The 23,765-nt window shown below is 59.4% G+C and carries 23 protein-coding genes, 1 tRNA gene and 1 pseudogene; 6 read left to right on the top strand and 19 right to left on the bottom strand.

The features are described from left to right. The first annotated feature begins 50 nt into the window (after positions 1-50). Complete coding sequence (locus tag AC3WKX_RS02475; RefSeq protein WP_102604815.1) at positions 51-1,217, top strand: Arm DNA-binding domain-containing protein; 1,167 nt, start codon at positions 51-53, stop codon at positions 1,215-1,217. Positions 1,218-1,321: 104 nt separating this feature from the next. On the opposite strand, the gene AC3WKX_RS02480 is transcribed toward AC3WKX_RS02475, so the two are convergent. Next, the gene (locus AC3WKX_RS02480) at positions 1,322-1,975 is read right to left on the bottom strand and encodes a hypothetical protein (protein WP_102604814.1); all 654 of its coding nucleotides are present in this window, start codon (positions 1,973-1,975) and stop codon (positions 1,322-1,324) included. A gap of 318 nt (positions 1,976-2,293) precedes the next feature. Then, positions 2,294-2,383 (bottom strand) — tRNA-Ser (locus AC3WKX_RS02485). A 333-nt stretch (positions 2,384-2,716) separates the two neighbouring features. Here AC3WKX_RS02485 and AC3WKX_RS02490 point away from each other — a divergent pair. From AC3WKX_RS02490 to AC3WKX_RS02500, 3 genes are all read left to right on the top strand, one after another. After that, entirely contained in the window at positions 2,717-3,406 is a 690-nt protein-coding gene (locus AC3WKX_RS02490; RefSeq protein WP_102604813.1) for a crotonase/enoyl-CoA hydratase family protein, read from the top strand. 215 nt (positions 3,407-3,621) lie between these two features. Continuing rightward, the gene (locus AC3WKX_RS02495) at positions 3,622-4,377 is read left to right on the top strand and encodes a lysophospholipid acyltransferase family protein (RefSeq protein ID WP_004371188.1); all 756 of its coding nucleotides are present in this window, start codon (positions 3,622-3,624) and stop codon (positions 4,375-4,377) included. A gap of 71 nt (positions 4,378-4,448) precedes the next feature. Beyond that, positions 4,449-5,420: a magnesium and cobalt transport protein CorA gene (locus AC3WKX_RS02500; RefSeq protein WP_004371189.1), complete on the top strand. Its 972-nt coding sequence runs from the start codon at positions 4,449-4,451 to the stop codon at positions 5,418-5,420. A gap of 131 nt (positions 5,421-5,551) precedes the next feature. Here AC3WKX_RS02500 and AC3WKX_RS02505 read toward each other — a convergent pair whose 3' ends face one another. The 3 genes from AC3WKX_RS02505 to AC3WKX_RS02515 form a co-directional block, all read right to left on the bottom strand. Continuing rightward, positions 5,552-6,280, bottom strand: coding sequence for an amidotransferase (locus AC3WKX_RS02505; protein ID WP_008434897.1), 729 nt, complete (start codon positions 6,278-6,280; stop codon positions 5,552-5,554). Between the two features lie 95 nt (positions 6,281-6,375). Further along, complete coding sequence (locus AC3WKX_RS02510; RefSeq protein ID WP_102604812.1) at positions 6,376-8,520, bottom strand: 3-hydroxyacyl-CoA dehydrogenase NAD-binding domain-containing protein; 2,145 nt, start codon at positions 8,518-8,520, stop codon at positions 6,376-6,378. Between the two features lie 16 nt (positions 8,521-8,536). Beyond that, positions 8,537-9,742, bottom strand: coding sequence for an acetyl-CoA C-acetyltransferase (locus AC3WKX_RS02515; protein WP_102604811.1), 1,206 nt, complete (start codon positions 9,740-9,742; stop codon positions 8,537-8,539). 681 nt (positions 9,743-10,423) lie between these two features. Between AC3WKX_RS02515 and AC3WKX_RS02520 the strand changes: the two genes are divergently transcribed. Further along, a complete protein-coding gene (locus AC3WKX_RS02520; RefSeq protein WP_102607487.1) occupies positions 10,424-11,227 on the top strand; it encodes a c-type cytochrome in 804 nt (267 codons plus the stop codon). A gap of 231 nt (positions 11,228-11,458) precedes the next feature. Continuing rightward, positions 11,459-11,581 (top strand): annotated as a pseudogene (locus AC3WKX_RS02525) (cytochrome c); the annotation flags it as partial. A 206-nt stretch (positions 11,582-11,787) separates the two neighbouring features. Here AC3WKX_RS02525 and AC3WKX_RS02530 read toward each other — a convergent pair. The 14 genes from AC3WKX_RS02530 to AC3WKX_RS02595 form a co-directional block, all read right to left on the bottom strand. Beyond that, entirely contained in the window at positions 11,788-12,591 is an 804-nt protein-coding gene (locus AC3WKX_RS02530) for a transglutaminase family protein (protein WP_004371203.1), read from the bottom strand. Next, positions 12,588-13,538 (bottom strand): alpha-E domain-containing protein, encoded by a 951-nt coding sequence (locus AC3WKX_RS02535; RefSeq protein WP_004371204.1) that lies wholly within the window; start codon positions 13,536-13,538, stop codon positions 12,588-12,590. The genes AC3WKX_RS02530 and AC3WKX_RS02535 overlap by 4 nt, the downstream gene beginning before the upstream one ends. A gap of 3 nt (positions 13,539-13,541) precedes the next feature. Further along, the gene (locus AC3WKX_RS02540) at positions 13,542-14,951 is read right to left on the bottom strand and encodes a circularly permuted type 2 ATP-grasp protein (RefSeq protein ID WP_004371206.1); all 1,410 of its coding nucleotides are present in this window, start codon (positions 14,949-14,951) and stop codon (positions 13,542-13,544) included. A 425-nt stretch (positions 14,952-15,376) separates the two neighbouring features. Beyond that, entirely contained in the window at positions 15,377-15,718 is a 342-nt protein-coding gene (locus tag AC3WKX_RS02545; RefSeq protein WP_003193463.1) for a ribonuclease E inhibitor RraB, read from the bottom strand. Between the two features lie 213 nt (positions 15,719-15,931). Beyond that, the gene (locus AC3WKX_RS02550) at positions 15,932-16,192 is read right to left on the bottom strand and encodes a hypothetical protein (protein WP_004371213.1); all 261 of its coding nucleotides are present in this window, start codon (positions 16,190-16,192) and stop codon (positions 15,932-15,934) included. Positions 16,193-16,271: 79 nt separating this feature from the next. Then, the gene (locus tag AC3WKX_RS02555) at positions 16,272-16,877 is read right to left on the bottom strand and encodes an START domain-containing protein (protein ID WP_004371215.1); all 606 of its coding nucleotides are present in this window, start codon (positions 16,875-16,877) and stop codon (positions 16,272-16,274) included. A gap of 44 nt (positions 16,878-16,921) precedes the next feature. After that, positions 16,922-17,176 carry a YkgJ family cysteine cluster protein gene (locus AC3WKX_RS02560; protein ID WP_004371217.1) on the bottom strand — a complete coding sequence of 85 codons (255 nt, stop codon included), beginning with the start codon at positions 17,174-17,176 and terminating at the stop codon, positions 16,922-16,924. 163 nt (positions 17,177-17,339) lie between these two features. Continuing rightward, positions 17,340-17,840 carry a translation initiation factor 2 gene (locus AC3WKX_RS02565; RefSeq protein WP_102369692.1) on the bottom strand — a complete coding sequence of 167 codons (501 nt, stop codon included), beginning with the start codon at positions 17,838-17,840 and terminating at the stop codon, positions 17,340-17,342. A gap of 104 nt (positions 17,841-17,944) precedes the next feature. After that, the gene (locus AC3WKX_RS02570; protein WP_008434911.1) at positions 17,945-19,384 is read right to left on the bottom strand and encodes an aminotransferase-like domain-containing protein; all 1,440 of its coding nucleotides are present in this window, start codon (positions 19,382-19,384) and stop codon (positions 17,945-17,947) included. Between the two features lie 313 nt (positions 19,385-19,697). Further along, positions 19,698-20,510 carry an OmpA family protein gene (locus AC3WKX_RS02575; protein ID WP_004371220.1) on the bottom strand — a complete coding sequence of 271 codons (813 nt, stop codon included), beginning with the start codon at positions 20,508-20,510 and terminating at the stop codon, positions 19,698-19,700. Then, on the bottom strand, positions 20,507-20,869 hold the full coding sequence (locus AC3WKX_RS02580; RefSeq protein WP_008434912.1) for a DUF4398 domain-containing protein: 363 nt from the start codon (positions 20,867-20,869) through the stop codon (positions 20,507-20,509). Before AC3WKX_RS02580 ends, AC3WKX_RS02575 begins: the two co-directional genes overlap by 4 nt. 9 nt (positions 20,870-20,878) lie before the next feature. Beyond that, entirely contained in the window at positions 20,879-21,694 is an 816-nt protein-coding gene (locus AC3WKX_RS02585) for a substrate-binding periplasmic protein (RefSeq protein WP_102369693.1), read from the bottom strand. An 83-nt stretch (positions 21,695-21,777) separates the two neighbouring features. Then, positions 21,778-22,707, bottom strand: coding sequence for an electron transfer flavoprotein subunit alpha/FixB family protein (locus tag AC3WKX_RS02590; protein WP_004371223.1), 930 nt, complete (start codon positions 22,705-22,707; stop codon positions 21,778-21,780). A 2-nt stretch (positions 22,708-22,709) separates the two neighbouring features. Then, entirely contained in the window at positions 22,710-23,459 is a 750-nt protein-coding gene (locus AC3WKX_RS02595) for an electron transfer flavoprotein subunit beta/FixA family protein (RefSeq protein WP_004371224.1), read from the bottom strand. Positions 23,460-23,765: the final 306 nt, after the last annotated feature.

The following is a 23,765-nucleotide window of genomic DNA, read 5'->3' on the forward strand; positions in this document are numbered from 1 at the left end:
TTTTTTCTTCCTGTTGGAAGAATCTTTCGATACATCGCGTGGGGACGCATATGGCAGATGGCGTAGAGGCCCGTGGCAATTCGGTACGGGTCTATTTTCGTTTCAATGGCGAGCTGTGCCGGGAGCTGGTGCCCGGCGGTAACACACCAGAAAACCGGGAGCATGCAAAGCGCCTGGTCACAGTGATTGAGTACGAAATCCAGGCCGGCACCTTCGATTACCGCCGGCATTTTCCCGAATCGACCAAGCTGGCCGAGAACACATTCGGGCATTACCTGGACCTTTGGCTCACGATCAAGAGCAACAGCGTGGCCGCTACCTCTTTTCGTGGATATAAGAACAAGGCCGAGGTTCATGTGCGGCCGCGCTGGGGTGACGTTCAGATCGATCAAATTGACCACCTGGACCTGCAGGAATGGATTCAGGGGCCGCTGTCGAAGCGGCTGAAGAACAAGACCATCCGCGACATCATCAGTAATGTGCGCCAGGTGTTCCGGTTGTACCGCACCCGTAAGAAGGTCGCGCACGACCCAACCGAGGGGTTATTCGTCCGCCTACCCGATCCCGAGGCGCCCGACCCATTCACCAGGGCGGAAATCAAGCAGATCCTCGAAACACCCACCAGCCGGACCCAAGAGCTGCTGATGGTGCAGTTCATGATTTGGGCAGGCCCACGTGTGTCGGAGACCATTGCGCTGGCCTGGGAGGACGTCGATCTGAAACAGGGGACAGTGACTTTCCGCCGGTCCAAGGTGCGCGGTGCCTACCGCGTGACGAAAACCCGGCGCTCTACGCGCAAGGTGCGTCTGCTTGAGCCAGCGTGGGATGCACTGCGCAAACTGGACGCCATCAACCAGCTCAAGACTGTGGACACTGTCGACGTCGTCGAGCGGGACAATAAAACCGTCCGCAAGCACAAGCTGCACTTTGTATTCCTGAACACCAAGAGCGGCCTGCCGCACGTGAGCGACTTTGTCGTGAGAGACAGGTTCTTCAAAGCGCACTTGAAAGCGGCCGGCGTTCGTTATCGTGGACCTGGCCAGTGTCGTCACACCTACGCCAGCCAGTTGCTCACCACCGGCGTGGCTTCGGTTGACTGGATCGCGGAGCAGATGGGGCACACCAGCGCTAACATGATCCGGCAGCACTACGGCATGTGGATCAATGAAGACGGTCCGGACGTAATCGGTTTGCTGCAGATAGCGCTTAAATTATGACGCGTAAGGGCACTCCAGCAGGCAGGCCGCGGGCCTGCCCAAAGGTGTTGAAGTCAGAGCCTGAATACTGGATAAGCTGATCAAGATCGGCCAGGCAGGCAGACCTATTCGTTTTCGTTATCGGCAGCATCGAAAAGTTGGCTACGAGCCGCTTGGCGGAGCTGGTATGCAGCTCGTTTCGCGTCGATGTCTTCAATTACTTCTTTCATGCTCTTGTCTCGACTCCACTCTCCGGGATCGAGAACTGGTGCCGGAAATCCAGCATATAAACGAAGTTTCTCCGCTAAATCAGAAGCGTGGAGCCCTAGCACAGCATATCCCCGCTGCCGTGCTTGGAAGAACTCGATATGATCTGGTGGATCAGGATTGAATTCATTTATTCCAGCAAGGTTCCCGTTTAGCTGATCTTGCTCATCGGGAAGTCTGAGAATCGAATACATCAAGTCTTTCGGCAGGAGCTTCCAACTGACGTTGATATCTAAAGGCCTGAACTCTGGCGGTTTTGCAACAGTGACATATTCACCCCCCACCCCTGCCGGTTTACCTTGCTCGGTGCCATCGTCCATGGCGACCTCGCAACATCCGCTGGCAAATCGGTCCAAATGAGAAACAACGATAGCGCCCAGGTACGTAGTTTCTTGAATTTCTCTCGAATGGTTCGCGCGCCGTTCCTTAAAAGCGACGAGACCGTTGCCGAGTAGAACCCCAGTGATGCCCGCGATAGCTGAAATAATGGCTGAAACATGGGCAGGCTCCATGACTTGCTCTCCGCTTAATTAAGATCGTGCAGGTATTCTAGACACAGATTCGATACTAAAAAGCGGTTCCCTTGACAGGTTGTCAGCTGAGCATCGGCATTTTCTACGCCGCGGGAAAAGCCTTCGAATTCAAGAGCGTTCCGTCGGTATAAATTCGGCCTCACAAAAAGACACTACACCTGCACTAAGCGGCGACAAAGCTTACTGGGACGATGCCCGCATTCCCATAGATGTTCCCATATGGGCCTTTTTTGCCCCTCTGAAAACACAAAACCCCTGAAAACTTTAACGTTTTCAGGGGTTTAGTCGTTTCAAATTTGGCGGTGAAGGAGAGATTCGAACTCTCGATACAATTTCTTGTATACACACTTTCCAGGCGTGCTCCTTAAGCCACTCGGACACTTCACCGTATCTCGTCAAACTGATTCAGTCTGTCGAGGCGCGCTAATGTAGTCGAAAGCTTTTCCGATGGCAAAGGTTTTTTTCAGAATTTTCATGCGCTTAGGCGGTTATGCCGTTCCAGCCCTCTGTGGCGCCATGCGCACCACGGCGATTCTGCCATTCTCGGGCACTCGCGGCGCTTGTCTATAGTAGCTGCTGCGCCTTGCCGAAGGCCGCCTGCGGGCGGGCATGGGGGAAAAGTCTGACTGGGTAGTCAGTCATGGCGCTTTACCAGGGCGGGCGCGGTGGGTAACGTCTGCCGTCTGTCCTTCTATTACAAGCATTACAAGGAATCGCGTCATGAGTGAGTTGATTGCCTACCACCTCGAAGACGGTATCGCGACCCTGACCCTGAGCAACGGCAAGGTGAATGCCATTTCGCCGGCAGTGGTCAGTGCGTTTAATCAAGCGCTGGATCAGGCCGAGAAGGATCGGGCGGTGGTGATCATCACGGGCACGCCGGGGATTTTGTCCGGTGGCTATGATTTGAAGGTGATGACCGCCGGCCCTAAAGAAGCGGTGAGCCTGGTGACGTCGGGTTCGACCCTCGCCCGCCGCCTGTTGTCGCACCCGTTCCCGGTGATCGTGGCGTGCCCCGGGCACGCGGTGGCCAAGGGGGCATTCCTGCTGTTGTCGGCGGATTACCGGATCGGTGTAGACGGACCGTTCAGCATTGGTCTGAATGAAGTGATGATCGGCATGACCATGCACCACGCCGGGATCGAGCTGGCGCGGGATCGTCTGCGCAAGTCGGCGTTCCACCGTTCGGTGATCAATGCCGAGATGTTTAACCCGCAGGACGCGTTGAGCGCCGGGTTCCTGGACAAGGTGGTGGCGCCGGAAGCGTTGCAGGCAGCCGCACTGGAAGCGGCTCGCCAGTTGAAGAAGATCAATATGAACGCCCACAAGCACACCAAGCTGAAGGTGCGTAAGGCGCTGCTGGAAGCCCTGGATGACGCGATCATTCAGGACCAAGGGCACTTGGGTTAATCAAACCTACGCCTGCTGAATCGAAGCCCGACCTTGAGTCGGGCTTTTTCTTACAAAGAATTCCGGATTGCCTACAACCGCTCTAAACAGTGTCTGTCACAGCATGTTGAAACATGCGCTTAAACATCGCCTATCTCCTGACTCTATAGGGGCAATTGCCGAATACAGTGCACATCCGTACACTGCGCCACCTTTTGTCCCGATGGTCCGTGTCGATGCTTTTTTTGTTACGCATGTTGTTGATGGGCCTGCATTTTATGATTGCGGGCGTACTGGGCGTGCTGCTGGGGATCTGTCGGCCGTTCAATCCGGACAACAGCCGTTACTGCGCGCGCCTGTATGCGGTGCCGGCGATGTGGCTATTGCGCCTGCGAGTGAAGGCCGATGTCGACTCGCTGCGTAACAAGCCCAGCAGTTGCGTGATCATCGCCAACCATCAATCCAACTACGACCTATTTGTGTTCGGCACCGTGGTGCCGTACCGCACGGTGTGTATCGGCAAGAAGAGCCTGAAGTGGGTGCCGTTGTTCGGACAGTTGTTCTGGCTGGCGGGCAATGTGTTGATTGACCGGGGCAATGCGCACAAGGCGCGGCGTTCGATGCTGACCACCACCCACACCTTGCAGCATGCCGACACCTCGATCTGGGTGTTCCCGGAAGGCACGCGCAACTTCGGTGAAACCCTGCTGCCGTTCAAGAAAGGCGCGTTCCAGATGGCGATCGCCGCAGGCGTGCCGATTGTGCAGGTGTGTGTCAGCACCTATGTGAAGCAGATGAAGCTCAATAGCTGGAACAGTGGCGATATTCTGATTCGCTCGTTGCCGCCGATTCCTACGAAGGGGCTGACGATGGATGACATGCCGCTGTTAATGCAGACCTGTCGCGAGCAAATGCGCGACTGCATCGAGGCGATGGACCGCGAGCTGCAAACCACGCCTGCAATCACGGCTGAACCCCGCCGAATTTGCTGACTCTGATTGGGCAGGGCAGCTAAGCTGCCTGACAGTTGTCATCTGCCATTCAAGAAGAAGCGATCAGCACTATGGGTAGAGTTGTTGCGGCCGCCGTCTATAGCGCCGGAAAGAAAGTCACTGATATCACCCTCGACGAAGGCGCCGCGTGGGCCGCCAAGCCTGACCACTTTGTGTGGATCGGGCTGGAGGAGCCCAGCGCGCTGGAACTGGCCAACCTGCAGCGCCAGTTCAACCTGCACGAACTGGCCATCGAAGACGCCCTGGAAAAACACAGCCGGCCCAAGCTTGAAACCTTCGGCGACGCGCTGTTTATCGTGACCTACTCACCGGTGCGCGATAACGGCAAGCTGGAGTTTATCGAAACCCATATCTTTGCCGGCAACGGCTACATCATCACCGCCCGCAACGGCCACTCGGCATCCTACGGCTATGTACGCCAGCGCTGTGAGGCGCGACCGCTGTTGCTGGAGCATGGGGAAGATTTCGTACTCTATGCGCTGCTGGATTTTGTTACCGAGAACTACCAGCCGGTGAGCGAGGCGATTCATGCCGAGGTCGATGAACTGGAGCGCAACGTGTTGTGCAACTCCCTGAGTGAAGCGGATATCCAGAAGCTCCACGGCCTGCGCCGCGATGTGCTGCGACTGAAGCGCTATGTGGCACCGATGGTGGAGATCAGTCAGGAATTGCAGAAACTGAGCTTCCCGTTTATCGACAAGAACATGCGTCCGTACTTTCGCGATGTGCAGATTCACGTCACCCGGCAGATGGAAGACCTGACCACCTTGCGGGATATCGCCAGCCAGACCATCGAGATTGGGGTGTTGCTGGAAGCCTCGCGCCAAAGCGTGGTGCAACGCAAGTTTGCCGCGTGGGCAGCGATTCTGGCGTTCCCGACGGCGGTGGCCGGGATTTACGGGATGAACTTCCAGAACATGCCGGAGCTGCAATGGCACTATGGGTATTTCGCGGTGCTGGGGTTTATTGCGGTGGGGTGTACAAGTTTGTGGGCCAGCTTCAAGCGTTCAGGCTGGCTGTAGGAAAACTGCTGTTGTGGCGAGGGAGCTTGCTCCCGCTGGGGTGCGAAGCGCCCCCAAGGCTTGCGACTGCTGCGCAGCCGAACGGGAGCAAGCTCCCTCGCCACAAAAGGCTCGTCAATCAACCCGAATAGTTAGGCCACGTCCGCTTTTGGTTTGTGCGCCACAAACCGCATCATCCATTCCGCCACGGTAACGCCGTGATGGTCTCGCTCCAGGCTGGCCACACCGTTGGTGTAGACCTTCTCCCCCAGCGTTGTCTGAAGAATCTCCAGCAACTCGCGGGAATAGTCGTGGATAAATTCCGGGTGGCCCTGGAAGCACAGCACCTGGTCTTCAATGTGGTACGCCGCAAACGGGCAGAACTCGCTGGAGGCGATCACGGTGGCGTTTTCCGGCAAGGTGGTGACCTGATCCTGGTGGCTGATCAACAGCGTCAGTTCTTCCACCACCGGGCTCATCCACGGTGCCTTGGCGTTCAGTTTGTAGTCATGGATGCCCATGCCCCAGCCCTTGGTCGCCCGCTCGGTCTTGCCACCCAACAGCAGCGCCAGCAACTGGTGGCCGAAGCAGATGCCGATCAGCTTGTCGCCGCGGGCATGGCGGTCCAGCAGGTAGGTCTTGAGGGTCTGGATCCACGGATCGGTGCCAAAGGAGTCGGCCTTGCTGCCCGTCACCAGGTACGCGTCGAACACTTCTTCATCCGCCGGGTATTCACCCTGCACCACGTTATAGATGACGAACTCGGCGGCAATCGGCTGTTTGGAGAACAGGCGCTTGAACATCTGCCCGTACCCTTGGTACTGATCGATCAGCCCAGGACGCAGGATATCGGTTTCCAGGATGCACACGCGTAACGACATAAAAAATACCTGACACGGCGATGGGAATAATGAACACCCCCAGAGCCTGCCTTGAAATACCCTTTCAAGGCAAGCCCCGCACATGCCCAAAAGCGTCAGAAGGTCGCGTTCTGTGCAGCTTTCTCCAACAGCAGCGCCGGCGGCGTGAAGCGCTCACCATATTGCTCGGCCAGGTAGCGGGCGCGGGCGACGAAATCGTTCAGGCCGTACTGGTTGATGAATTGCAGCGCTCCGCCGCTCCAGGCGGCAAAGCCGATACCGAAGATCGAGCCGACGTTGGCATCAGCCGTCGACATCAACACGCCCTCCTCCACACAGCGCACGGTTTCGATGGCCTGGATGAACAGCAAACGGTCGCGCACGTCTTGCGGCGAGATCTGTTGGCCGGGCTTTTCGAAGCGGCTTTTCAGCTCCGGCCACAGGTGTTTCTGCCCGCCCGCCGGGTACTCGTAGAAACCGCCACCCGCCGCCTTGCCCGGGCGCTTGTATTCATTGAGCAACAGGTCGATCACGGCAAACGCCGGGTGCTGCGGTAACGGCTTGCCTTCGGCCTGTAAGTCCTTGGCCGTCTGTTGACGGATATGGCTCATCAGGCTGAGGGAAACTTCGTCAGAGACCGCCAGCGGCCCCACCGGCATGCCGGCCTTGCGCGCCTCGGTCTCGATCATCGGTGCGGCCACGCCTTCGCCGAGCATGGCGATACCTTCATTGGTGAAGGTGCCGAACACCCTTGAAGTGAAGAAGCCGCGGCTGTCGTTGACCACGATCGGGGTTTTCTTGATTTGCAGTACGAAGTCGAATCCCCGCGCCAGGGTTTCGTCGCTGGTGCGGGCGCCCTTGATGATTTCCACCAGGGGCATTTTTTCCACCGGGCTGAAGAAGTGCAGGCCGATAAACTTGCCCTGGTCTGGAACGGCGGTGGCTAACCCGCTGATGGGCAAGGTGGAGGTGTTGGAGGCGATCACCGCTTCGGCACCCACCACGCTTTGCGCGGCCGCCGAGACCTTGGCCTTGAGTTCCCGATCCTCGAAGACGGCTTCGATGATCAGGTCGCAGCCGGCAAGATCGGCGTCGGATTCGGTAGGAACAATCCGCGCGAGGATGGTTTCCCGCTGTTCGGCGGTCAATTGCCCACGCCCGACCTTCTTGTCCAGCAACGTGGCCGAGTGGGCCTTGCCCTTCTCTGCCGCCGCCTGGCTGATGTCCTTAAGCACCACCTCAATGCCCGCCGAAGCGCTGACGTAGGCAATGCCCGCGCCCATCATCCCGGCGCCGAGCACGCCGACCTTGCGTGTCACATACGGCGCAAAGCCCTGGGGCCGCGAACTGCCGGCATTGATTTCATTGAGCTGGAACCAGAAGGTGCCAATCATGTTTTTCGCCACTTGCCCGGTGACCAGCTCGGTGAAGTAGCGGGTCTCGATCAAGTGCGCGGTGTCGAAATCCACCTGGGCACCTTCCACGGCGGCGCAGAGGATTTTCTCCGGGGCCGGGAAGCAGCCGTTGGTTTTGGCGCGCAGGATCGATGGCGCAATGGCAAGCATTTGCGCGACTTTCGGGTTGGACGGCGTACCACCCGGGATCTGATAGCCCTTGATGTCCCAGCGCTGTTTCGCCTCGGGGTTGGCCAGAATCCACGCCCGGGACTTGGCCAGCAGCTCGTCTCGATCTGTCGCCAGCTCATCAATCAACCCGGCTTGCAGCGCCTGCTGCGGCGTAATCTTTTTGCCTTCCAGCAAGTAGGGCAAGGCCTTTTCCAGGCCCAGCATCCGCACCATGCGCACCACGCCGCCGCCGCCCGGCAAAAGCCCGAGGGTGACTTCCGGCAGGCCAATCTGTACCGACTTGTGGTCCAGCGCCACGCGGTGCTGGCACGCCAGGCAAATCTCCCAGCCACCGCCCAGCGCTGCGCCGTTGATCGCGGCCACTACCGGTTTGCCGAGGGTTTCCAGGGTGCGCAGTTGCGCCTTCAGCACCAACACGCTGTCGTAGAAATCCTTGGCGTGGGGCTTGTCGACCTTGATCAGTTCATTAAGGTCGCCGCCGGCAAAGAAGGTCTTCTTCGCCGAGGTGATGATCACGCCCGCAATCGAATCCTTCTCGGCGTCCAGGCGGGCGACGGTGGCCGCCATGGCCTCGCGGTACACCCCGTTCATGGTGTTGGCGCTCTGGCCGGGCATGTCGATGGTCAGCACCACAATCTGGTCCTGGCCCTTTTCGTAACGAATGGCATCGGTCATGACTGATTCCTTAGGCTCAGAGGCGTTCGATGATAGTGGCGATACCCATGCCGCCGCCGACACACAGGGTGGCCAGGCCATAACGCTGCTGGCGCACCTCCAGCTCATCGAGCAAGGTGCCGAGAATCGCGCAGCCCGTGGCGCCCAGCGGGTGGCCCATGGCGATGGAGCCACCGTTGACGTTGACCCGGGCGGCGTCGATGCCCATGTCCTTGATGAACTTGAGCACCACCGACGCAAACGCTTCGTTGACCTCGAACAGGTCGATGTCTTCAACCCGCAAACCCGCCTTGGCCAGTGCCTTGCGGGTTGCCGGTGCCGGGCCGGTCAACATGATGGTGGGGTCGGTACTGGTGACAGCGGTGGCGACGATCCGCGCCCGGGGTTGCAGGCCGAGTTCGCGACCTTTTGCTTCAGAACCGATCAGCATCAGCGCCGCGCCATCGACGATCCCGGAACTGTTGCCCGGTGTGTGCACGTGATTGATGCGTTCGACGTGGCTGTAGACCCGCAACGCCGTGGCGTCGAAGCCCATCTGGCCCATCATTTCGAAGCTGGGCTTGAGTTTGCCCAGGCCTTCGAGGGTGGAATCGGCACGGATGAATTCGTCCTGATCCAGCAGCACAATGCCATTTTGGTCCTGCACGGCGATCAGCGACTTGTTGAAGGAACCGTCTGATCTGGCCCGCGCCGCTTTCTGCTGTGAGTGCAGGGCAAAGGCGTCGACGTCCTGGCGGGTGAAGCCTTCCAGGGTGGCGATCAGGTCGGCACCGATGCCTTGCGGGGTGAAGTGGCTGTGCATATTGGTTTGCGGGTCGAGCACCCAGGCGCCGCCGTCACTGCCCATGGGCACTCGGGACATGGACTCGACGCCGCCCACCACCACGAGGTCTTCAAAGCCGGAGCGCACTTTCATCGCGCCGAGGTTCACGGCTTCCAGGCCCGAGGCGCAAAACCGGTTGATCTGCACCCCGGCGACGCTGATATCCCAGTCCGCCACCAAGGCGGCGGTCTTGGCGATGTCGGCGCCCTGGTCGCCAATCGGTGTGACACAGCCCAGGACGATGTCATCCACTTGCCGGGTGTCGAGGTCGGTGCGCTTTTGCAGTGCCGTCAGCAAACCGGCCACCAGGTTCACCGGCTTGACGCTGTGCAGGGCGCCATCCGCCTTGCCTTTGCCCCGGGGCGTGCGTATCGCATCAAAGATCAAAGCTTGGGTCATGACGTCCTCGAATCACTATGCAACGAATCGTGCCCTTACCTTAGGCGCCGGGGCGCCGGATTCAATGACCGAACCGCTCATTGACCTTGACGCTCACGCTCAGACGAACGGTAGGAGGCTACGGGAATCGGCTGATTAATCGTTTTAGCTGTCTAGCCGTAGGGCTGGCGTCTGGCTGGCAATTGGCCTCATGCCTTTTTAATAAGTTTTATTCAGGCGATGAGATGAAATGGATCTAAGCCATATAGAACGAGGGCTCTAAGGTTGAATCTGTAAGAGAAGTTAAAGGTTGCTGCCGGGTTTTGCTGGAGCACCTGTAGGAACTGTAAGAAAAGAGTCATGTAGCACCGTCATAGTTGAATCGACCGGCACGCATTTGACGCTCAGGAATAACAACAAAAGGCAGTCAGCCATGTTCAAGCATTCGAAAGTACGTCAGGCGGGACTTATTCTGTTCGCCACCACCCTGATTCTGATCTTGCCCAACCTCACCAAGGTCATTGGGTGACCTCTCACACTCCACATTCTGCGCAGACACAGCGCCAGGATCGCAGCCTTTGGCAGCGCCTTTCGGGATATTGCGTATAGCGATCCCGTCAGGAGCTGCCGTTTTGCGCGCCGATATTTTGTGATTTTGCGGTATCGTGAGTTCCACCGCCTTTTCCGATATGTGGCCCTTTCTTGAAACAGATCATCGTCCTCCTGATCCTGCTGCTGGCCTTGCCGGCGCACGCCGCGAAATTGACCGTCGAGCTGGATCACGCCAGCAAAACCTGGGAAACCACCGAACTGCTCAAGCGTCCGGATGTGCAGACGGTGCAGATCGTTGATGACGTTTCCTACAAGCGCAACATGACGTATCGCGCAGTGCCGCTGGCAGCACTGTTGCCGGGCATCACGCCGGAAAATCATCTGCAGGCGGTGGCCCTCGACGGCTTTGCCGCGGAACTGACGGCGGCACCGCTGCTATCAAAAAGCGGCGCGCGGGCCTGGCTGGCGGTGGAAGATCCGGCGCATCCGTGGCCGCCACTGGCAGACGGCAAGCCCAGTGCCGGGCCGTTTTATATGGTGTGGACCGATCCACAAGCCGGGCATATCAGCCCTGAGCAGTGGCCGTTTCAGATTTCCGGGATCAAGCAGTTGAAGACGGTGGCGGAGCGCTTCCCGGCGTTGTTGCCGGATCCGAAACTGGCGGCGAATGACCCGGTGAATCAGGGGTTCGCACTGTTCCAGAAGAACTGCCTGGCATGTCATCGCCTGAACGGGGCCGGCGATGCGCAGGTGGGGCCGGACCTGAATATTCCTTACAACCCCACTGAATATTTTGCCGGGGATTTCCTCAAGCGCTACATCCGCGATCCGCAAAGCATGCGGCACTGGCCACAGGCGAAGATGCCGGCGTTTGCCACCAGCGTGTTGCCGGATGCGGACCTGGATCTGCTGGTGGGGTATTTGAAGCATATGGCGGGCAGAAAGCAGCCTTAAGGCTCGGGTAAACCTGTGGCGAGAGAGCTTGCTCCCGCTGGGCTGCGCAGCAGCCCCAATCAGGCAATCACATTTCTCCAGAGAGAACTCGGGGGCATGCTTTGGGGCCGCTTCGCAGCCCAGCGGGAGCAAGCTCCCTCACCACAAAAAGCTTTCCTGGCACAGAGAGCTTTCCTGCTACACAAAGCTTCCTCTCTCTCCCGGAATCCTACTGCTGCTGCACCGAAATCGAAAAGCATGCGGCACTGGCCACAGGCGAAAATGCCCGCGTTTGCCGCCAGCGTGCTGCCGGATGCGGACCTGGATCTGCTGGTGGGGTATTTGAAGCATATGGCGGGCAGAAAGCAGCCTTAAGGCTCGGGTAAACCTGTGGCGAGGGAGCTTGCTCCCGCTGGGCTGCGCAGCAGCCCCAATCAGGCAATAACATTTCTCCAGACAGAACTCGGGGGCATGCCTTGGGGCCGCTTCGCGGCCCAGCGGGAGCAAGCTCCCTCGCCACAAAAAGCTGTCCTGGCACGGAGAGCTTTCCTGCTACACAGAGCTCCCTCTCTCCCTGGATCCTACTGCTGCTGCACCGAAATCACCGGTGTCGGCGCTACAAATACCTTGGCATGCATCTGCTCATGCCCTCCCCCACGACGCATGCCTCGTACCGGGCAGGCGTCCAGGTAATCCAGACCCACCGCCAGCTTCAAATGCCGCTCCGGCCGCGCCAGTTGATTGGTCACGTCAAAACTGTACCAGGCGTCATCCAGCCACGCTTCAGCCCAGGCATGGCTGGCGAGGTGCTCGCAGTCTTCGCTGTACAAATACCCCGACACATAACGCGCCGGAATCCCCAGGCTGCGGGCACAGGCGAGGAAGGCGTGGGTGTGGTCCTGGCACACCCCGGCACGCCCGGCAAACGCCTTGGCCGCACAGGTGTCGACTTCGGTAGAGCCGGGCGAATAGGTCATGTACTGGTTCAGCGCGTGCATCAGGTCGATCAATGCGCTGCGGTCGCGGCGTTGATGGCAATGCTTTTCGGCAAAGCTGCGCAGGGCCTCGTCCGGTTCGGTCAAACGGGTGCAGCGCAGGAACGGGAAGGCCGACTGGCTTTCATGTTCGGCCTCGCGCAATTCGTCGATATCCACCTGGCCACGGGCGCCAATGATGATGGCTTCATGGGGCTCGTCCAGGGTCAACACGTGCAGGATGTTGCCGAACGGGTCCAGTTGCGCCCGTACCGGCCGGGGCAAGTCCAACTGCCAACTGAGGACATGCTGGCGCTCGCTGTCGTGGGGCGTGAGCCGCAGGTACTGGATGCTGGCACGCACCTGGTCTTCGTAGTGGTAGGTGGTTTCGTGGCTGATGGAAAGTCTCATGCCGCCTCCAGGTAGGAACTGTAAATAGCATCGCCCAACTCGCGCACGAGCGGGATGAAGTCGGTCAGCCAAGCGTGCAGGCCTTCCTCGAGAATTTCGTCGATGGCTGTATAGCGCAGGCGTGCGTCCATTTCCGCTGCCAGGCGTTGGGCCGGGCGACCGTTGATGCCGGGCAGGCTGCCAAGGATCTGGTCGATCTCTTCACTGCAGGCCCGCAGCGACCGCGGCACGTCGGCGCGCAGCAGCAACAGTTCGGCGACTTGCCGGGCGCCGGGGGCATCACGGTAGATCTCGGTGTAGGCCTCGAACGACGACAACGCCCGCAACAACGCACTCCATTGATAGTAGGCATGGGCGGTACCATCGGTGACCGCTTCGGCCTGGTCGCCGGCCATTTCATAGCGGGCGTCGAGCAAGCGCAGGGTGTTGTCGGCGCGCTCGATAAAGGTGCCCAGGCGAATAAAACGAAAGGCGTCGTTACGCATGATGGTGCCGTAGGTGGCACCGCGGAACAGGTGGGAACGTTCCTTGACCCACTCGCAGAACCGGCTCATGCCGTAGCGGCTCAGGCCTTGCTGGGCGATGTCGCGAATTTCCAGCCAGGTGGCGTTGATGTTTTCCCACATGTCGGCGGTGATTCGCCCACGCACGGCATGGGCACTGGCGCGTGCAGCGCCGAGGCAGCTGTAGATGCTGGCCGGGTTGGCAGCATCCAGGGCGAAGAAGTGCAGCAGGCGTTCGGCGTGCAGTTCACCGTGGCGCTCGCGGTAATCGTCGAGGGTGCCGGTGATCAGCAGCGGCATCGCCAGTTCATGCAGGCCATCGCCGCGCCCGTCCTGGGGCATCAGCGACAGCGAATAACTGACATCGAGCATCCGCGCGAGGTTTTCCGCGCGCTCCAGGTAGCGTGACATCCAATACAAATCCGAGGCAGTTCTACTCAACATATTTCAATCCTCGACCACCCAGGTGTCTTTGGTGCCGCCGCCCTGGGACGAGTTGACCACCAGCGAACCTTCCCGCAGCGCCACACGAGTCAGGCCGCCGGGCACCACACGGGTTTCCTTGCCTTGCAGCACAAACGGGCGCAGGTCGATGTGGCGTGGCGCGATGCCGTTTTCGACGAAGGTCGGGCATGTCGACAGGCACAGGGTCGGTTGCGCGATATAGGCGTGGGGCTTGGCCTTGATACGTGCGCGGAAGGCTTCGATTTCCGCCGCCGAGGCGGCCGGGCCGACCAACATGCCATAGCCACCGGAGCCCTGGGTTTCCTTCACCACCAGTTGCGGAAGGTTGGCCAGTACGTGGGACAGTTCACTGGGATTACGGCACTGGAACGTCGGAACATTCTTCAGGATCGGTTCTTCATCCAGGTAAAAACGGATCATCTCGGTGACGAAGGGGTACACCGACTTGTCATCCGCCACCCCGGTGCCGATGGCATTGGCCAACACCACGTTGCCCGAGCGATACGCCGCCAGCAGGCCCGGTACGCCGAGCATGGAGTCCGGGTTGAAGGCCAGCGGGTCGAGGAACGCGTCGTCGAGGCGACGGTAGATCACATCCACCGCCTTGGGACCATCGGTGGTGCGCATGAACACGCGGTCATCACGCACGAACAGGTCGGCGCCTTCCACCAGTTCCACGCCCATTTCCCGGGCCAGGAATGCATGCTCGAAGAACGCACTGTTGAAACGCCCAGGCGTCAGCACCACCACACTGGGATTATCCAGCGGGCTGGAGCTTTTCAGGGTGTCGAGCAACAGGTTGGGATAGTGGTCGATGGGCGCGATGCGCTGGGCCGCGAACAGTTCGGGGAACAGGCGCATCATCATCTTGCGGTCTTCGAGCATGTAGCTCACGCCGCTGGGAGTACGCAGATTGTCTTCGAGGACGTAGTAAGTGCCGTCGCCATCGCGTACGAGGTCGACACCTGAGATGTGGGAATAGATATCCCGATGCAGGTCCAGGCCCTGCATCGCCAACTGGTACTGCTCGTTGGCCAGGACTTGCTCGGCGGGGATGATCCCGGCCTTGATAATGCGTTGTTCGTGGTAGAGGTCGGCGAGGAACATGTTCAGCGCCTTGACCCGCTGGATGCAGCCGCGCTCGACGATCCGCCATTCACTGGCCGGGATGCTGCGGGGGATCGTGTCGAAGGGGATCAGGCGCTCGGTACCTTGCTCATCGCCATACAAGGTGAAGGTGATACCGGCCCGGTGAAACAGCAAATCGGCTTCGCGCCGGCGCTGGGCCAGCAGTTCGGCCGGCGTGTCGGCCAACCAGCGGGCGAATTCGCGGTAATGGGGGCGCACCTGCCCTGCCCCGTCGTACATCTCATCATAATAAGTGCGGATCATGCCGTACTCCTTGTCACCCGGACGCCAGAACCATCGCAAGGCCCGTGCCAGCGGCATAAACACTTAAGTATCAATCAGTTGGATATAGACGCAGGTCTCATCGCACCGTCCCGGTGCAGCAAATGCCCGCTGTCATGGGCGGCGCCTCATTGCAATGCAGGCCATGACTATCACCAGCATAGTCAGAGTTGATTTCACTGCCCGGCAAACCCCGCGGATAATCACCTCCATCAGCTGAACAGGACGCGTCCTACAGCCTCATCCATTGCGCATTACCGTTTGTACCGAATCGCTCTCCTCCTTTGCGATCTTCCCTTTGGCCACCCTGCTCGGGTGGCTTTTTTTTGCGTAGGATTTTTCCCGCGCCAGAAACAAAAACGGCCGACCCAAAGGTCAGCCGATACGCTGTGTTGTTGCTCATGTCGCTACATGGGTAACCCACGCACCTCCTGTTTCACGCCCCATCCCTCGATGATTCCGCCCAAGGGCTCGACCACCGCCTCAAAGTCCTGCTCGAAGTCTCCTATGCCGTCGTAGGTGGCGAACATGATTTTGCTCAATTCCAGGTACCAGGCGCCGTCATCCCGTGCGCTGACCTGGGCATTCAGGGATTCCCCACGAAACCGACCCGCAGCCCGCCGCGCACGTTCCTCATCCGGGAAAATGGCGTAGAACTCGATGGGATGGAAACGCGAGAAGTCAAAGCCGCCCTCTTTCATGCGGCGCAACACGTTGGTGCTGATGTCTTCTTGATAGGCTGTGCTCATGAAACGTCCTCCTCAAACCGATGGATAGACTTTCCGTGCTTCCCAAGGCCCGCGCTGCAAGGGCGCGGGTGTTACGGCAGTGACGTCGCCGCTGGGAGACAAGCATGTAGCTGACAAGACCAGACCTTAGCGATTCATTCGCTGATCTCCATTGCAGAGTAGCGCGAAGCTATCACCTCCACCAGAGTCTGTTTAAAGGCGTACAGGGAATGTTCAGGCGGCGGGGTCGACCTTGAGGTCTTTGATGCTGTTTTGATCTTTCAGAATCTTGACCGTGGGTTCGGCAATACGCCCCTCCAGATCGTTGAGATCCAGTTCCTCCAGCACCGGTGATACGCGGGCGCGAACCAGGCGCGCGGCTTCTTCAAGCGTGGGTTTCTGCTCGCACTCGAATTGCTCGACTACCGACTCACCATGATCATTGGTGAAGGAAACGTTCCACTTTGGCATCAGAGCCTCCTCGATAAAACCCATGGGTGGGCTTACATCTATCTGGACCTTGAGGGCCTGGAAATCGTTCCACTCAAGGCAGGAGGCACCTGATCAACTGCAGTTATTTTTCAGCGTGTTCTTTCAGGGCTTTCAAGGTGTTGAACGGTGCGTCCACCACGAACTTGTTGGCCAACCAAGACGGCACGCTGCCACCTGGCTCGGTGTGCACCTGGTAGGTCACTTCGGTCAGGTTGTCGCCTTTAGGCACCAGCTTCCAGTAACCATCGACCTGGGCTACGCGCACATAGCCTTTGACTTCTGGCTGGTAGGTCGGCACTTCCAACAGCTTGCGGGTGACGGTGCCGTCGGCAGCCTTGGTGGTGGTGATTTCCAGGATCGAGTCACGATCGGTCACCGGGAACGGTGCCTTGAACTGGGTGTAGGTCCAGCTCTTGTCGCCTTCCTGCTTGAGCAGTTTCTGCGACTTGCATTCGTGGATCCAGGAGCAGGCCCCCGCCACGTCTTCCTGCAGCGCCTGGATCTTGGCCAGCGGCGCCTTGATGGTCGTCACACCGCGATAAGCCTTGTACTTGGAACCGGCAATTTCACTCAAGGACACTTTGATGCCGTCTTCATCCTTGGCCGTCTGCCAGTCTTCAGCATGCGCTGCGGCAGCGAACAACGCGGTAAAACCGCACAACACAGCAATTCGTTTCAGTGAACCCATGGTCTTATTCCTTATTGTTGAAGTTCAGTACTTTGAACAGCCCACTAAGCCGCCGTCATCTGTTCCCACCAGCCGATCAACCTGATCGCTTCTGCCTGGCTACTGCCGCAGACCTCGATATCCGCCTGGAACGAACTACACACTGCGGGCCGCTCAGGCTGGCCAAACAACTGGCACAGTTGTTCGACCGAAAGATGCAGGCAGCGTTCGCCCGCCGGTTTGCCGGCAGGCATTCCCGGCAACGGAGAACTGATGGATGGGGCAATGCAGCAAGCGCCACAGCCTTCACGGCATTTCATGACGAACAGATCCTCGACAACTCAAGTGTTGATGGCCACGTAAGACTACGCCCTTAAACAGACGTTTTAAATTGGCTTAACAGGGGTTTTTCACCGAAAACAAAAGTGACTGACCAGTCTGCGACAGAAGGTCAGGGGTGCGCGTCACGTTTACTCGTCGGGTTTATTGCTTGAACTGGAAATCCAGCGCCGCACCTTCAACTTCGCGGCGTTCTTCGTTGCGCAGTTGCAGCTGCATTTCATTGCTGAGCAGGCGCCCGTTGATCTGGAAGGCACTGTTGTCAGTGGGCTTTTCGGCAAACATCGGCGGCAGCAGCGGCACGTTCTTCGGCTGCGGCATGGTGCCGAGGGGTTGCAGGTGGCGAACCATGTTCGACGGCAGGCTCAAATCCAGCTCCGCGGGCGGCAGCGGCGTCTTGGCGACTTCGTGGGCCGACTTTGACTTGCTGGCGATAGGCGCACGTTTTTTAACCGGCGTTGCTTTCTTTGCGGGGGCTTTCTTCGCGACCGGTGCCTTCTTGGCCGCAGCGGCTTTTTTCGCCGGCACCGTTTGCTGGGAGCTGGCAGCAGGCACCGCTTCACTAGCGGGAGCCGCCAGGACAGCGCCAGCGTTACACAGGCTTAACACGCAGATCAGCAGGGCAGCAGGAAAGGTATAAGTCATATCGCCAGCAGCATTAACGGCAGAAGGCCATATGCTCGCTTGTTGAGGACGGTATGACAAGCATGGTAATTAGCCAGCTACCCGTCGTGTCCCCTTTCCATGCCTCAAAAACCCGCCGCAGTTTCCTGGCATAACTGGCTTGCCAGCATCCCGAGGGTCATCAAGGCGCGCTCCGCCTCGCGGTTCCACGGGGTGCCGCAGTTCAGGCGAATACAGTGGTTGAACTGTTCCGTATTACTGAAGATCAGCCCCGGTGCAATGCTGATGCCCTGCTGCAAGGCGCGCACGTGCAGTTCCTGGGTATTGACCCGTCCAGGCAAACTGACCCACAGGATAAAACCGCCGGTCGGGCGGGTCATCTGGGTGCCTTCGGGAAAATACTGCTGCACGGCCAGCTGGAACGCGCTGAGGTTCTTGCGGTACTCCTGGCGGATATAGCGCAGATGGCGGTCGTAGCCGCCATTCTCCAGGTACGCCGCCGTGCCCATCTGGGTCACGCTGCAGGCCGAATGGGTGCTGAACATTTGCAGGCGCTGGATTTCCTGCTGGTACTTGCCGGCAATCATCCAGCCAATGCGAATGCCCGGTGACAGGGTCTTCGAGAAACTCGAGCAATAGATGACCCGGTCCAGACGGTCGTAGGCTTTCAGGGCCTTGGTGCGGCCCAGTTCGAACATCAGTTCGCCATAGATATCGTCCTCGACCACCTGGATATCGAAATCCGAGGCCAGGCGCAGCAACTGTTTCTGCCGCTCTTCGGGCATGGTGCCGCCCAGGGGATTGCTCAGGCGCGTGGTCAGCACCAGGGCCTTGATCGACCATTGGTTGGCTGCCAGTTGCAGGGCTTCCAGGCTCATGCCGGTGGCCGGGTCGCTGGGGATTTCGATGACCTTCAGGCCCAGCAGATCGGCCAGTTGCAGCAAGCCGTAATAGGTCGGCGATTCGGCGGCGATCAGGTCGCCGGGGCGGGTCAGCACCCGCAGCGACATCTGCAATGCATCGACACACCCATGGGTGATCACCACTTCGGAGGGGTCGACCACCACCCCGGCATCGCGCATACGGATCGCCACCTGGCGCCGCAGCGGCTCGAAACCCGGGCTGAACATGTAACTGAACGCCCGCGGGCTCTGGAAACGCGTGACCTTGGCCAGTTGCTGATGCAGCGCGCGCACGGGCAGGTAGTCGACACTCGGCACGGCGGCGCCCAGCGGGAACACGCCTTCGCGACGGGATTCCACCAACACCTGTTGAATGATGCTGCTGCGGGTGACCAACCCTGGACGCTCGACCCGGGCGATGTCCGGCGTGGGCGCAGTGAGCGCCGGCGTCTGGTGCACGTAATACCCGGACTGCGGCCGCGCGCGAATCAAACCCTGGTCTTCCAGGTTCGCGTAGGCCTGCAACACGGTGGCGTGGCTGACGTTGAGCTGGGAGCTCATTTTGCGTACCGAAGGCACGCGCTCGCCCGGTTGATAGACACCGCGGCGGATATCCTCAGCCAGCTGCTGGGCGATACGTTGGTAGAGCAACAGATTGGTCATGACGCAGCACTCGATTTCACGGGTATTTTATTTTTGTGTGAAACATACCGGCACAGTTTAGAAGTGTACGGGGACAGTTGCCACAATAGTCGAGCGCGGGCGGCAGTGATAGAAAAAACTGTAAGGGTTGCGAACTGAATCGCGGGCATAAAAAACCCGATCATTGATCGGGCTTATGTGGGAGCTGTCGAGCTTCAGCGAGGCTGCGATGCAGGCGCTGCGGTCTCGCAGGTGCACCGAGGCGATCCTGTCGCAGCCTCGCTGGGGCTCGACAGCTCCTACAGGAATCACCCCTCCATCTTGAACAACAGGTTCAGCGAGCAGCGCCCAGCTGGCCTTTTTCGTCGGAGAACACAATTTCTACCCGACGGTTCTGCGCCCTGCCCCGCTCAGACGCGTTGGCTTCGACCGGATACTGATCGCCGTAGCCTTCGACCTGAATGCGTTTTTCGTCGATCCCCAGGTCGCTCAGTACATCCGCAACCGCTTGAGCGCGGTCCCGGGACAGTTTGATATTTTCCTGTTCGCCGCCGGTATTGTCGGTGTAACCCTCGATGCGCACCACGCGCTTGGGGTTCAGTTGCAGGAACTGCACCACTTTGAGCACGGTGCGGTTGGCCGAGTTTTGCAGCTCTGCATCACCCGTATCGAACAGCACGTCACCCAGGGTCATCACCAGCCCGCGATCAGGCTGAACGGTGGTCAGGCTGGATATCTGCGCCTCAATCCATTTGCCCTGTTGCTGAACGCTGGAGAGCTTGGCTTCACGCAGGGCCAGTTGCAGGCGCTGGCGTTCCAGCTCCAGCTTGACCCCACGCTCCTGATTGAGTGCCTGCTCGGTGTGTTCCCGGGCAATCGCGCTGTAGCGCTGGCTCAGGTAGGCGTAATGCGCCACATCGGCGCCGCTGCCCCAGAAGCTGGAGAAACGGTCGGCACGGGCCAGGGACTCACCGGCGCGAATCACGTCCTTGGGTGCGATACGCAGCACATTCGAATCTTCCTTGACCTTCTGGAAGTCAGTGCTGGCCTGTTGCAAGGCGAGGTTACTGTCGGGGTGCGTCGCACAACCACCCAGCGCACTGCCCAGCAACACCACACAGCTCAACCCACGCATCAACGGGCTCATTGGGCGTCTCCCAACTGCAACTGCTTGCGCAGGCGGGTGATGCGGGTGTTGAGCACGTTCAGTTGCTCCTGGCTTTTGCGGGTCAGCACCCGCGCTTCCGCCAGGCGGGCGTCCAGCTCGGCTTCTTCAGCCTGCATGCGGGCGTCCTTGTAGGATTCATCGGCCATGTCGGCACGGGCCTGGGTGAACTTGTCTTCCGCCAGCTTCAGCTCGGGCGAATCGCTGGCAACGGCGCCCACGGCGCTGGCTTGTTCCAGGGCTTGCTGGGTCAGGCGCATCTGTTCATTCGGCGCAGGATCGGCTGCACATCCCGCCAGAGCTACAACGGCGAGGGCCGCGAAAAGAGGTCGAATAGTCACTGAAAATCCCTACTTTGTTGGGGTGCCGACGGGTTGCTGCAACTGCGCTTTCCAGCGCTCAAGATTGCTCTGCAGCGCGGTTTCCGCCAGACCGGACGCGGGCAATTCTGTCATCTTTTTGGCGAGCTGTCCGCGCAACCACGGATCGTTGCAGGCGGAGTTGTGGGAAATGGCCAGGTACAGGCCCGGCTGGTCGATGGGGATTTCCCGCGCCACCAGGTCGTTGCTCATGCCCAACGTCTGGGCCATGGCCATGCCGGAATAACGTCCGGCGAGCACGTAGTCCACTTCTCCCAATAGCAGTTTCTGGAACGCCGGGGTCAGGCTGGGCAGGCGCTGCAGGGTCAGTTGCTCACCGGCGAAGGTTTCAAAGTCGCGGCTCAGGCGCGCCCTTTCCGACACCGCGCCCTTGTGGCCCTGCAGGTCGCTGGCCTGGCTGTAGGCCAGGGAGGAATCCTTGCGGGTCCAGACCAGGTAATCGGTTTGCACCAATGCCGGGTGGATGTAGTCGAGGGAGTCCAGGGCGTCGAGGGTCAATGGCGCGTCGGCGAGGATGTCCATGCGCCCGCTGCGCACTTCTTCCAGCGCCAGGGAACGTTTGCCGCCGTAAAGCAGGTCGATTTTCACCCCGAGGTCCTTGGCCACTTGCTGCAGCATGTCGGCGGTGGCGCCGATCAAGTGCGTGGGGTCCTGGGGATCACGCCACAGATAAGGCGGGGCGTCCGGGCTGCCGGTGATCACCAGGCGATCACATTTGCCCGCCGCCAGCGACACCGTCGGCAGCAGTGACAGGGCCAGCAGTACAGTCCAGGGACGCAATTCCATGGCAGGGTTCTCCAGTTGAAAAATTACCGGGCAAAAAAAAGCCCGGTCAAAAGACCGGGCTCTTTATAAGTGAAGCGGCTGGATTAGACCAGCTTCTCCAACTCGGGTACGGCTTCGAACAAGTCCGCCACCAGGCCGTAATCAGCCACCTGGAAGATCGGTGCTTCTTCGTCCTTGTTGATCGCAACGATCACCTTGGAGTCTTTCATACCGGCCAAATGCTGGATCGCGCCGGAGATACCGACGGCGATGTACAGCTGTGGCGCAACGATCTTGCCGGTCTGGCCGACCTGCATGTCGTTCGGTACAAAACCTGCGTCGACGGCAGCGCGGGAAGCGCCGACCGCAGCGCCCAGCTTGTCGGCCAGGGCGTACAGGTGCTTGAAGTTGTCGCCGTTCTGCATGCCGCGGCCGCCGGAAACGACGATCTTGGCAGCGGTCAGTTCCGGACGATCGGACTTGGCCAGCTCTTCGCCAACGAAGCTGGAAGTGCCAGCGTCGTGGGCAGCAGCCACAGCTTCAACCGCAGCCGAACCACCTTCAGCTGCAACCGGGTCGAAACCGGTGGCACGCACGGTGATGACTTTTACCGACGCAGTGGACTGCACGGTCGCGATGGCGTTACCGGCATAGATCGGACGCTTGAAGGTGTCGGCGCTTTCTACCGAAACGATCTCGGAGATCTGGTCAACGTCCAGTTGCGCAGCAACGCGCGGCAGGATGTTTTTGCCGTTGGAGGTGGCGGCAGCCAGGATGTGGCTGTAGCCAGCGCCCAGCTCTGCTACCAGCGGCGCAACGTTTTCCGGCAACTGGTGAGCGTAGGCTGCGTTATCGGCAACCAGTACTTTGCTCACGCCAGCGATTTTGGCAGCGGCCTCAGCCACGGCACCAACGTTTTGGCCAGCGACCAGGACGTGGATATCACCACCGATTTTGGCGGCGGCGGCGACAGTGTTCAGGGTGGCCGGAGCCACGACCTTGTTGTCGTGTTCTGCGATTACCAAGATAGTCATGGTTAGATTACCTTCGCTTCGTTTTTCAGTTTCTCGACCAGTTCAGCCACCGACTTGACCTTGATGCCCGCGCTGCGTGCAGCCGGCGCTTCGACTTTGACGGTCTTGTTGGTGGAGGCGGTGGAAACGCCCAAAGCATCCGGAGTCAGCACTTCGAGAGGCTTCTTCTTGGCTTTCATGATGTTTGGCAGGGACGCGTAGCGCGGCTCGTTCAAACGCAGGTCGGTGGTGACGATGGCCGGCAGTTTCAGGGAAACTGTCTGCGCGCCGCCGTCGATTTCGCGGGTCACGGCAACCTTGTCGCCGCTCACTTCGACTTTCGAGGCGAAGGTGCCCTGGCCGTAACCGGTCAGTGCAGCCAGCATCTGGCCAGTCTGGTTGTTGTCGCTGTCGATGGCTTGTTTGCCGAGGATCACCAGCGATGGCTGTTCCTTGTCGACAACGGCTTTCAACAACTTGGCAACGGCCAGGGAAGTCAGCTCTTCAGCGGATTCGACGAGGATGGCGCGATCGGCACCCAGCGCCAGGGCGGTACGCAGCTGCTCTTGAGCAGTGGTCGGACCGATGGAAACGACGACGATTTCAGTCGCAACGCCTTTCTCTTTCAGGCGTACGGCTTCTTCCACGGCGATTTCGCAGAAAGGGTTCATCGACATCTTGACGTTAGCGAGGTCGACGCCGGAATTGTCCGCCTTGACGCGAACTTTCACGTTGTAATCGACAACGCGTTTGACAGCTACAAGAACCTTCATGGATTCCTCGTTACTCTCCGGTGAAAAGAAAGTCGCCTAGGCGAACCTGGCGGTTTGATGCTCATCGGCACACAAGGGCACCTCCAAAAACACCGGCAATCGTCGGCGGGGGACCTTGCTCACGGGAGTGATGACCGTTCGTCAGCGGTGACTGAGAGGTCATTCATTATCGTGGCGTGTAAACTGCGCGCCATCGTGGCTCGCGCGTCACCCTTATTTGCCTTCAGCCTGTCTTTCGAGGTGGCCTTGAAACCCACAGTCTGCCTACGGGATGCGCAAAACCGACCGTATATTGACCGGAACGCC

The organism is Pseudomonas sp. GP01-A4, assembly GCF_058780865.1.

What these genes read in the sequence shown, in the direction of transcription:
- AC3WKX_RS02515 (WP_102604811.1), bottom strand. Translation starts at nt 9,742, where the DNA reads ATGACCCAAGCTTTGATCTTTGATGCGATACGCACGCCCCGGGGCAAA.
- AC3WKX_RS02535 (WP_004371204.1), bottom strand. Translation starts at nt 13,538, where the DNA reads ATGTTGAGTAGAACTGCCTCGGATTTGTATTGGATGTCACGCTACCTG.
- AC3WKX_RS02595 (WP_004371224.1), bottom strand. Translation starts at nt 23,459, where the DNA reads ATGAAGGTTCTTGTAGCTGTCAAACGCGTTGTCGATTACAACGTGAAA.
- AC3WKX_RS02475 (WP_102604815.1), top strand. Translation starts at nt 51, where the DNA reads ATGGCAGATGGCGTAGAGGCCCGTGGCAATTCGGTACGGGTCTATTTT.
- AC3WKX_RS02480 (WP_102604814.1), bottom strand. Translation starts at nt 1,975, where the DNA reads ATGGAGCCTGCCCATGTTTCAGCCATTATTTCAGCTATCGCGGGCATC.
- AC3WKX_RS02560 (WP_004371217.1), bottom strand. Translation starts at nt 17,176, where the DNA reads ATGAAATGCCGTGAAGGCTGTGGCGCTTGCTGCATTGCCCCATCCATC.
- AC3WKX_RS02545 (WP_003193463.1), bottom strand. Translation starts at nt 15,718, where the DNA reads ATGAGCACAGCCTATCAAGAAGACATCAGCACCAACGTGTTGCGCCGC.
- AC3WKX_RS02505 (WP_008434897.1), bottom strand. Translation starts at nt 6,280, where the DNA reads ATGTCGTTACGCGTGTGCATCCTGGAAACCGATATCCTGCGTCCTGGG.
- AC3WKX_RS02540 (WP_004371206.1), bottom strand. Translation starts at nt 14,951, where the DNA reads ATGATCCGCACTTATTATGATGAGATGTACGACGGGGCAGGGCAGGTG.
- AC3WKX_RS02510 (WP_102604812.1), bottom strand. Translation starts at nt 8,520, where the DNA reads ATGACCGATGCCATTCGTTACGAAAAGGGCCAGGACCAGATTGTGGTG.
- AC3WKX_RS02550 (WP_004371213.1), bottom strand. Translation starts at nt 16,192, where the DNA reads ATGGGTTTTATCGAGGAGGCTCTGATGCCAAAGTGGAACGTTTCCTTC.
- AC3WKX_RS02575 (WP_004371220.1), bottom strand. Translation starts at nt 20,510, where the DNA reads ATGAGCCCGTTGATGCGTGGGTTGAGCTGTGTGGTGTTGCTGGGCAGT.
- AC3WKX_RS02590 (WP_004371223.1), bottom strand. Translation starts at nt 22,707, where the DNA reads ATGACTATCTTGGTAATCGCAGAACACGACAACAAGGTCGTGGCTCCG.
- AC3WKX_RS02585 (WP_102369693.1), bottom strand. Translation starts at nt 21,694, where the DNA reads ATGGAATTGCGTCCCTGGACTGTACTGCTGGCCCTGTCACTGCTGCCG.
- AC3WKX_RS02490 (WP_102604813.1), top strand. Translation starts at nt 2,717, where the DNA reads ATGAGTGAGTTGATTGCCTACCACCTCGAAGACGGTATCGCGACCCTG.
- AC3WKX_RS02555 (WP_004371215.1), bottom strand. Translation starts at nt 16,877, where the DNA reads ATGGGTTCACTGAAACGAATTGCTGTGTTGTGCGGTTTTACCGCGTTG.
- AC3WKX_RS02495 (WP_004371188.1), top strand. Translation starts at nt 3,622, where the DNA reads ATGCTTTTTTTGTTACGCATGTTGTTGATGGGCCTGCATTTTATGATT.
- AC3WKX_RS02530 (WP_004371203.1), bottom strand. Translation starts at nt 12,591, where the DNA reads ATGAGACTTTCCATCAGCCACGAAACCACCTACCACTACGAAGACCAG.
- AC3WKX_RS02500 (WP_004371189.1), top strand. Translation starts at nt 4,449, where the DNA reads ATGGGTAGAGTTGTTGCGGCCGCCGTCTATAGCGCCGGAAAGAAAGTC.
- AC3WKX_RS02570 (WP_008434911.1), bottom strand. Translation starts at nt 19,384, where the DNA reads ATGACCAATCTGTTGCTCTACCAACGTATCGCCCAGCAGCTGGCTGAG.
- AC3WKX_RS02565 (WP_102369692.1), bottom strand. Translation starts at nt 17,840, where the DNA reads ATGACTTATACCTTTCCTGCTGCCCTGCTGATCTGCGTGTTAAGCCTG.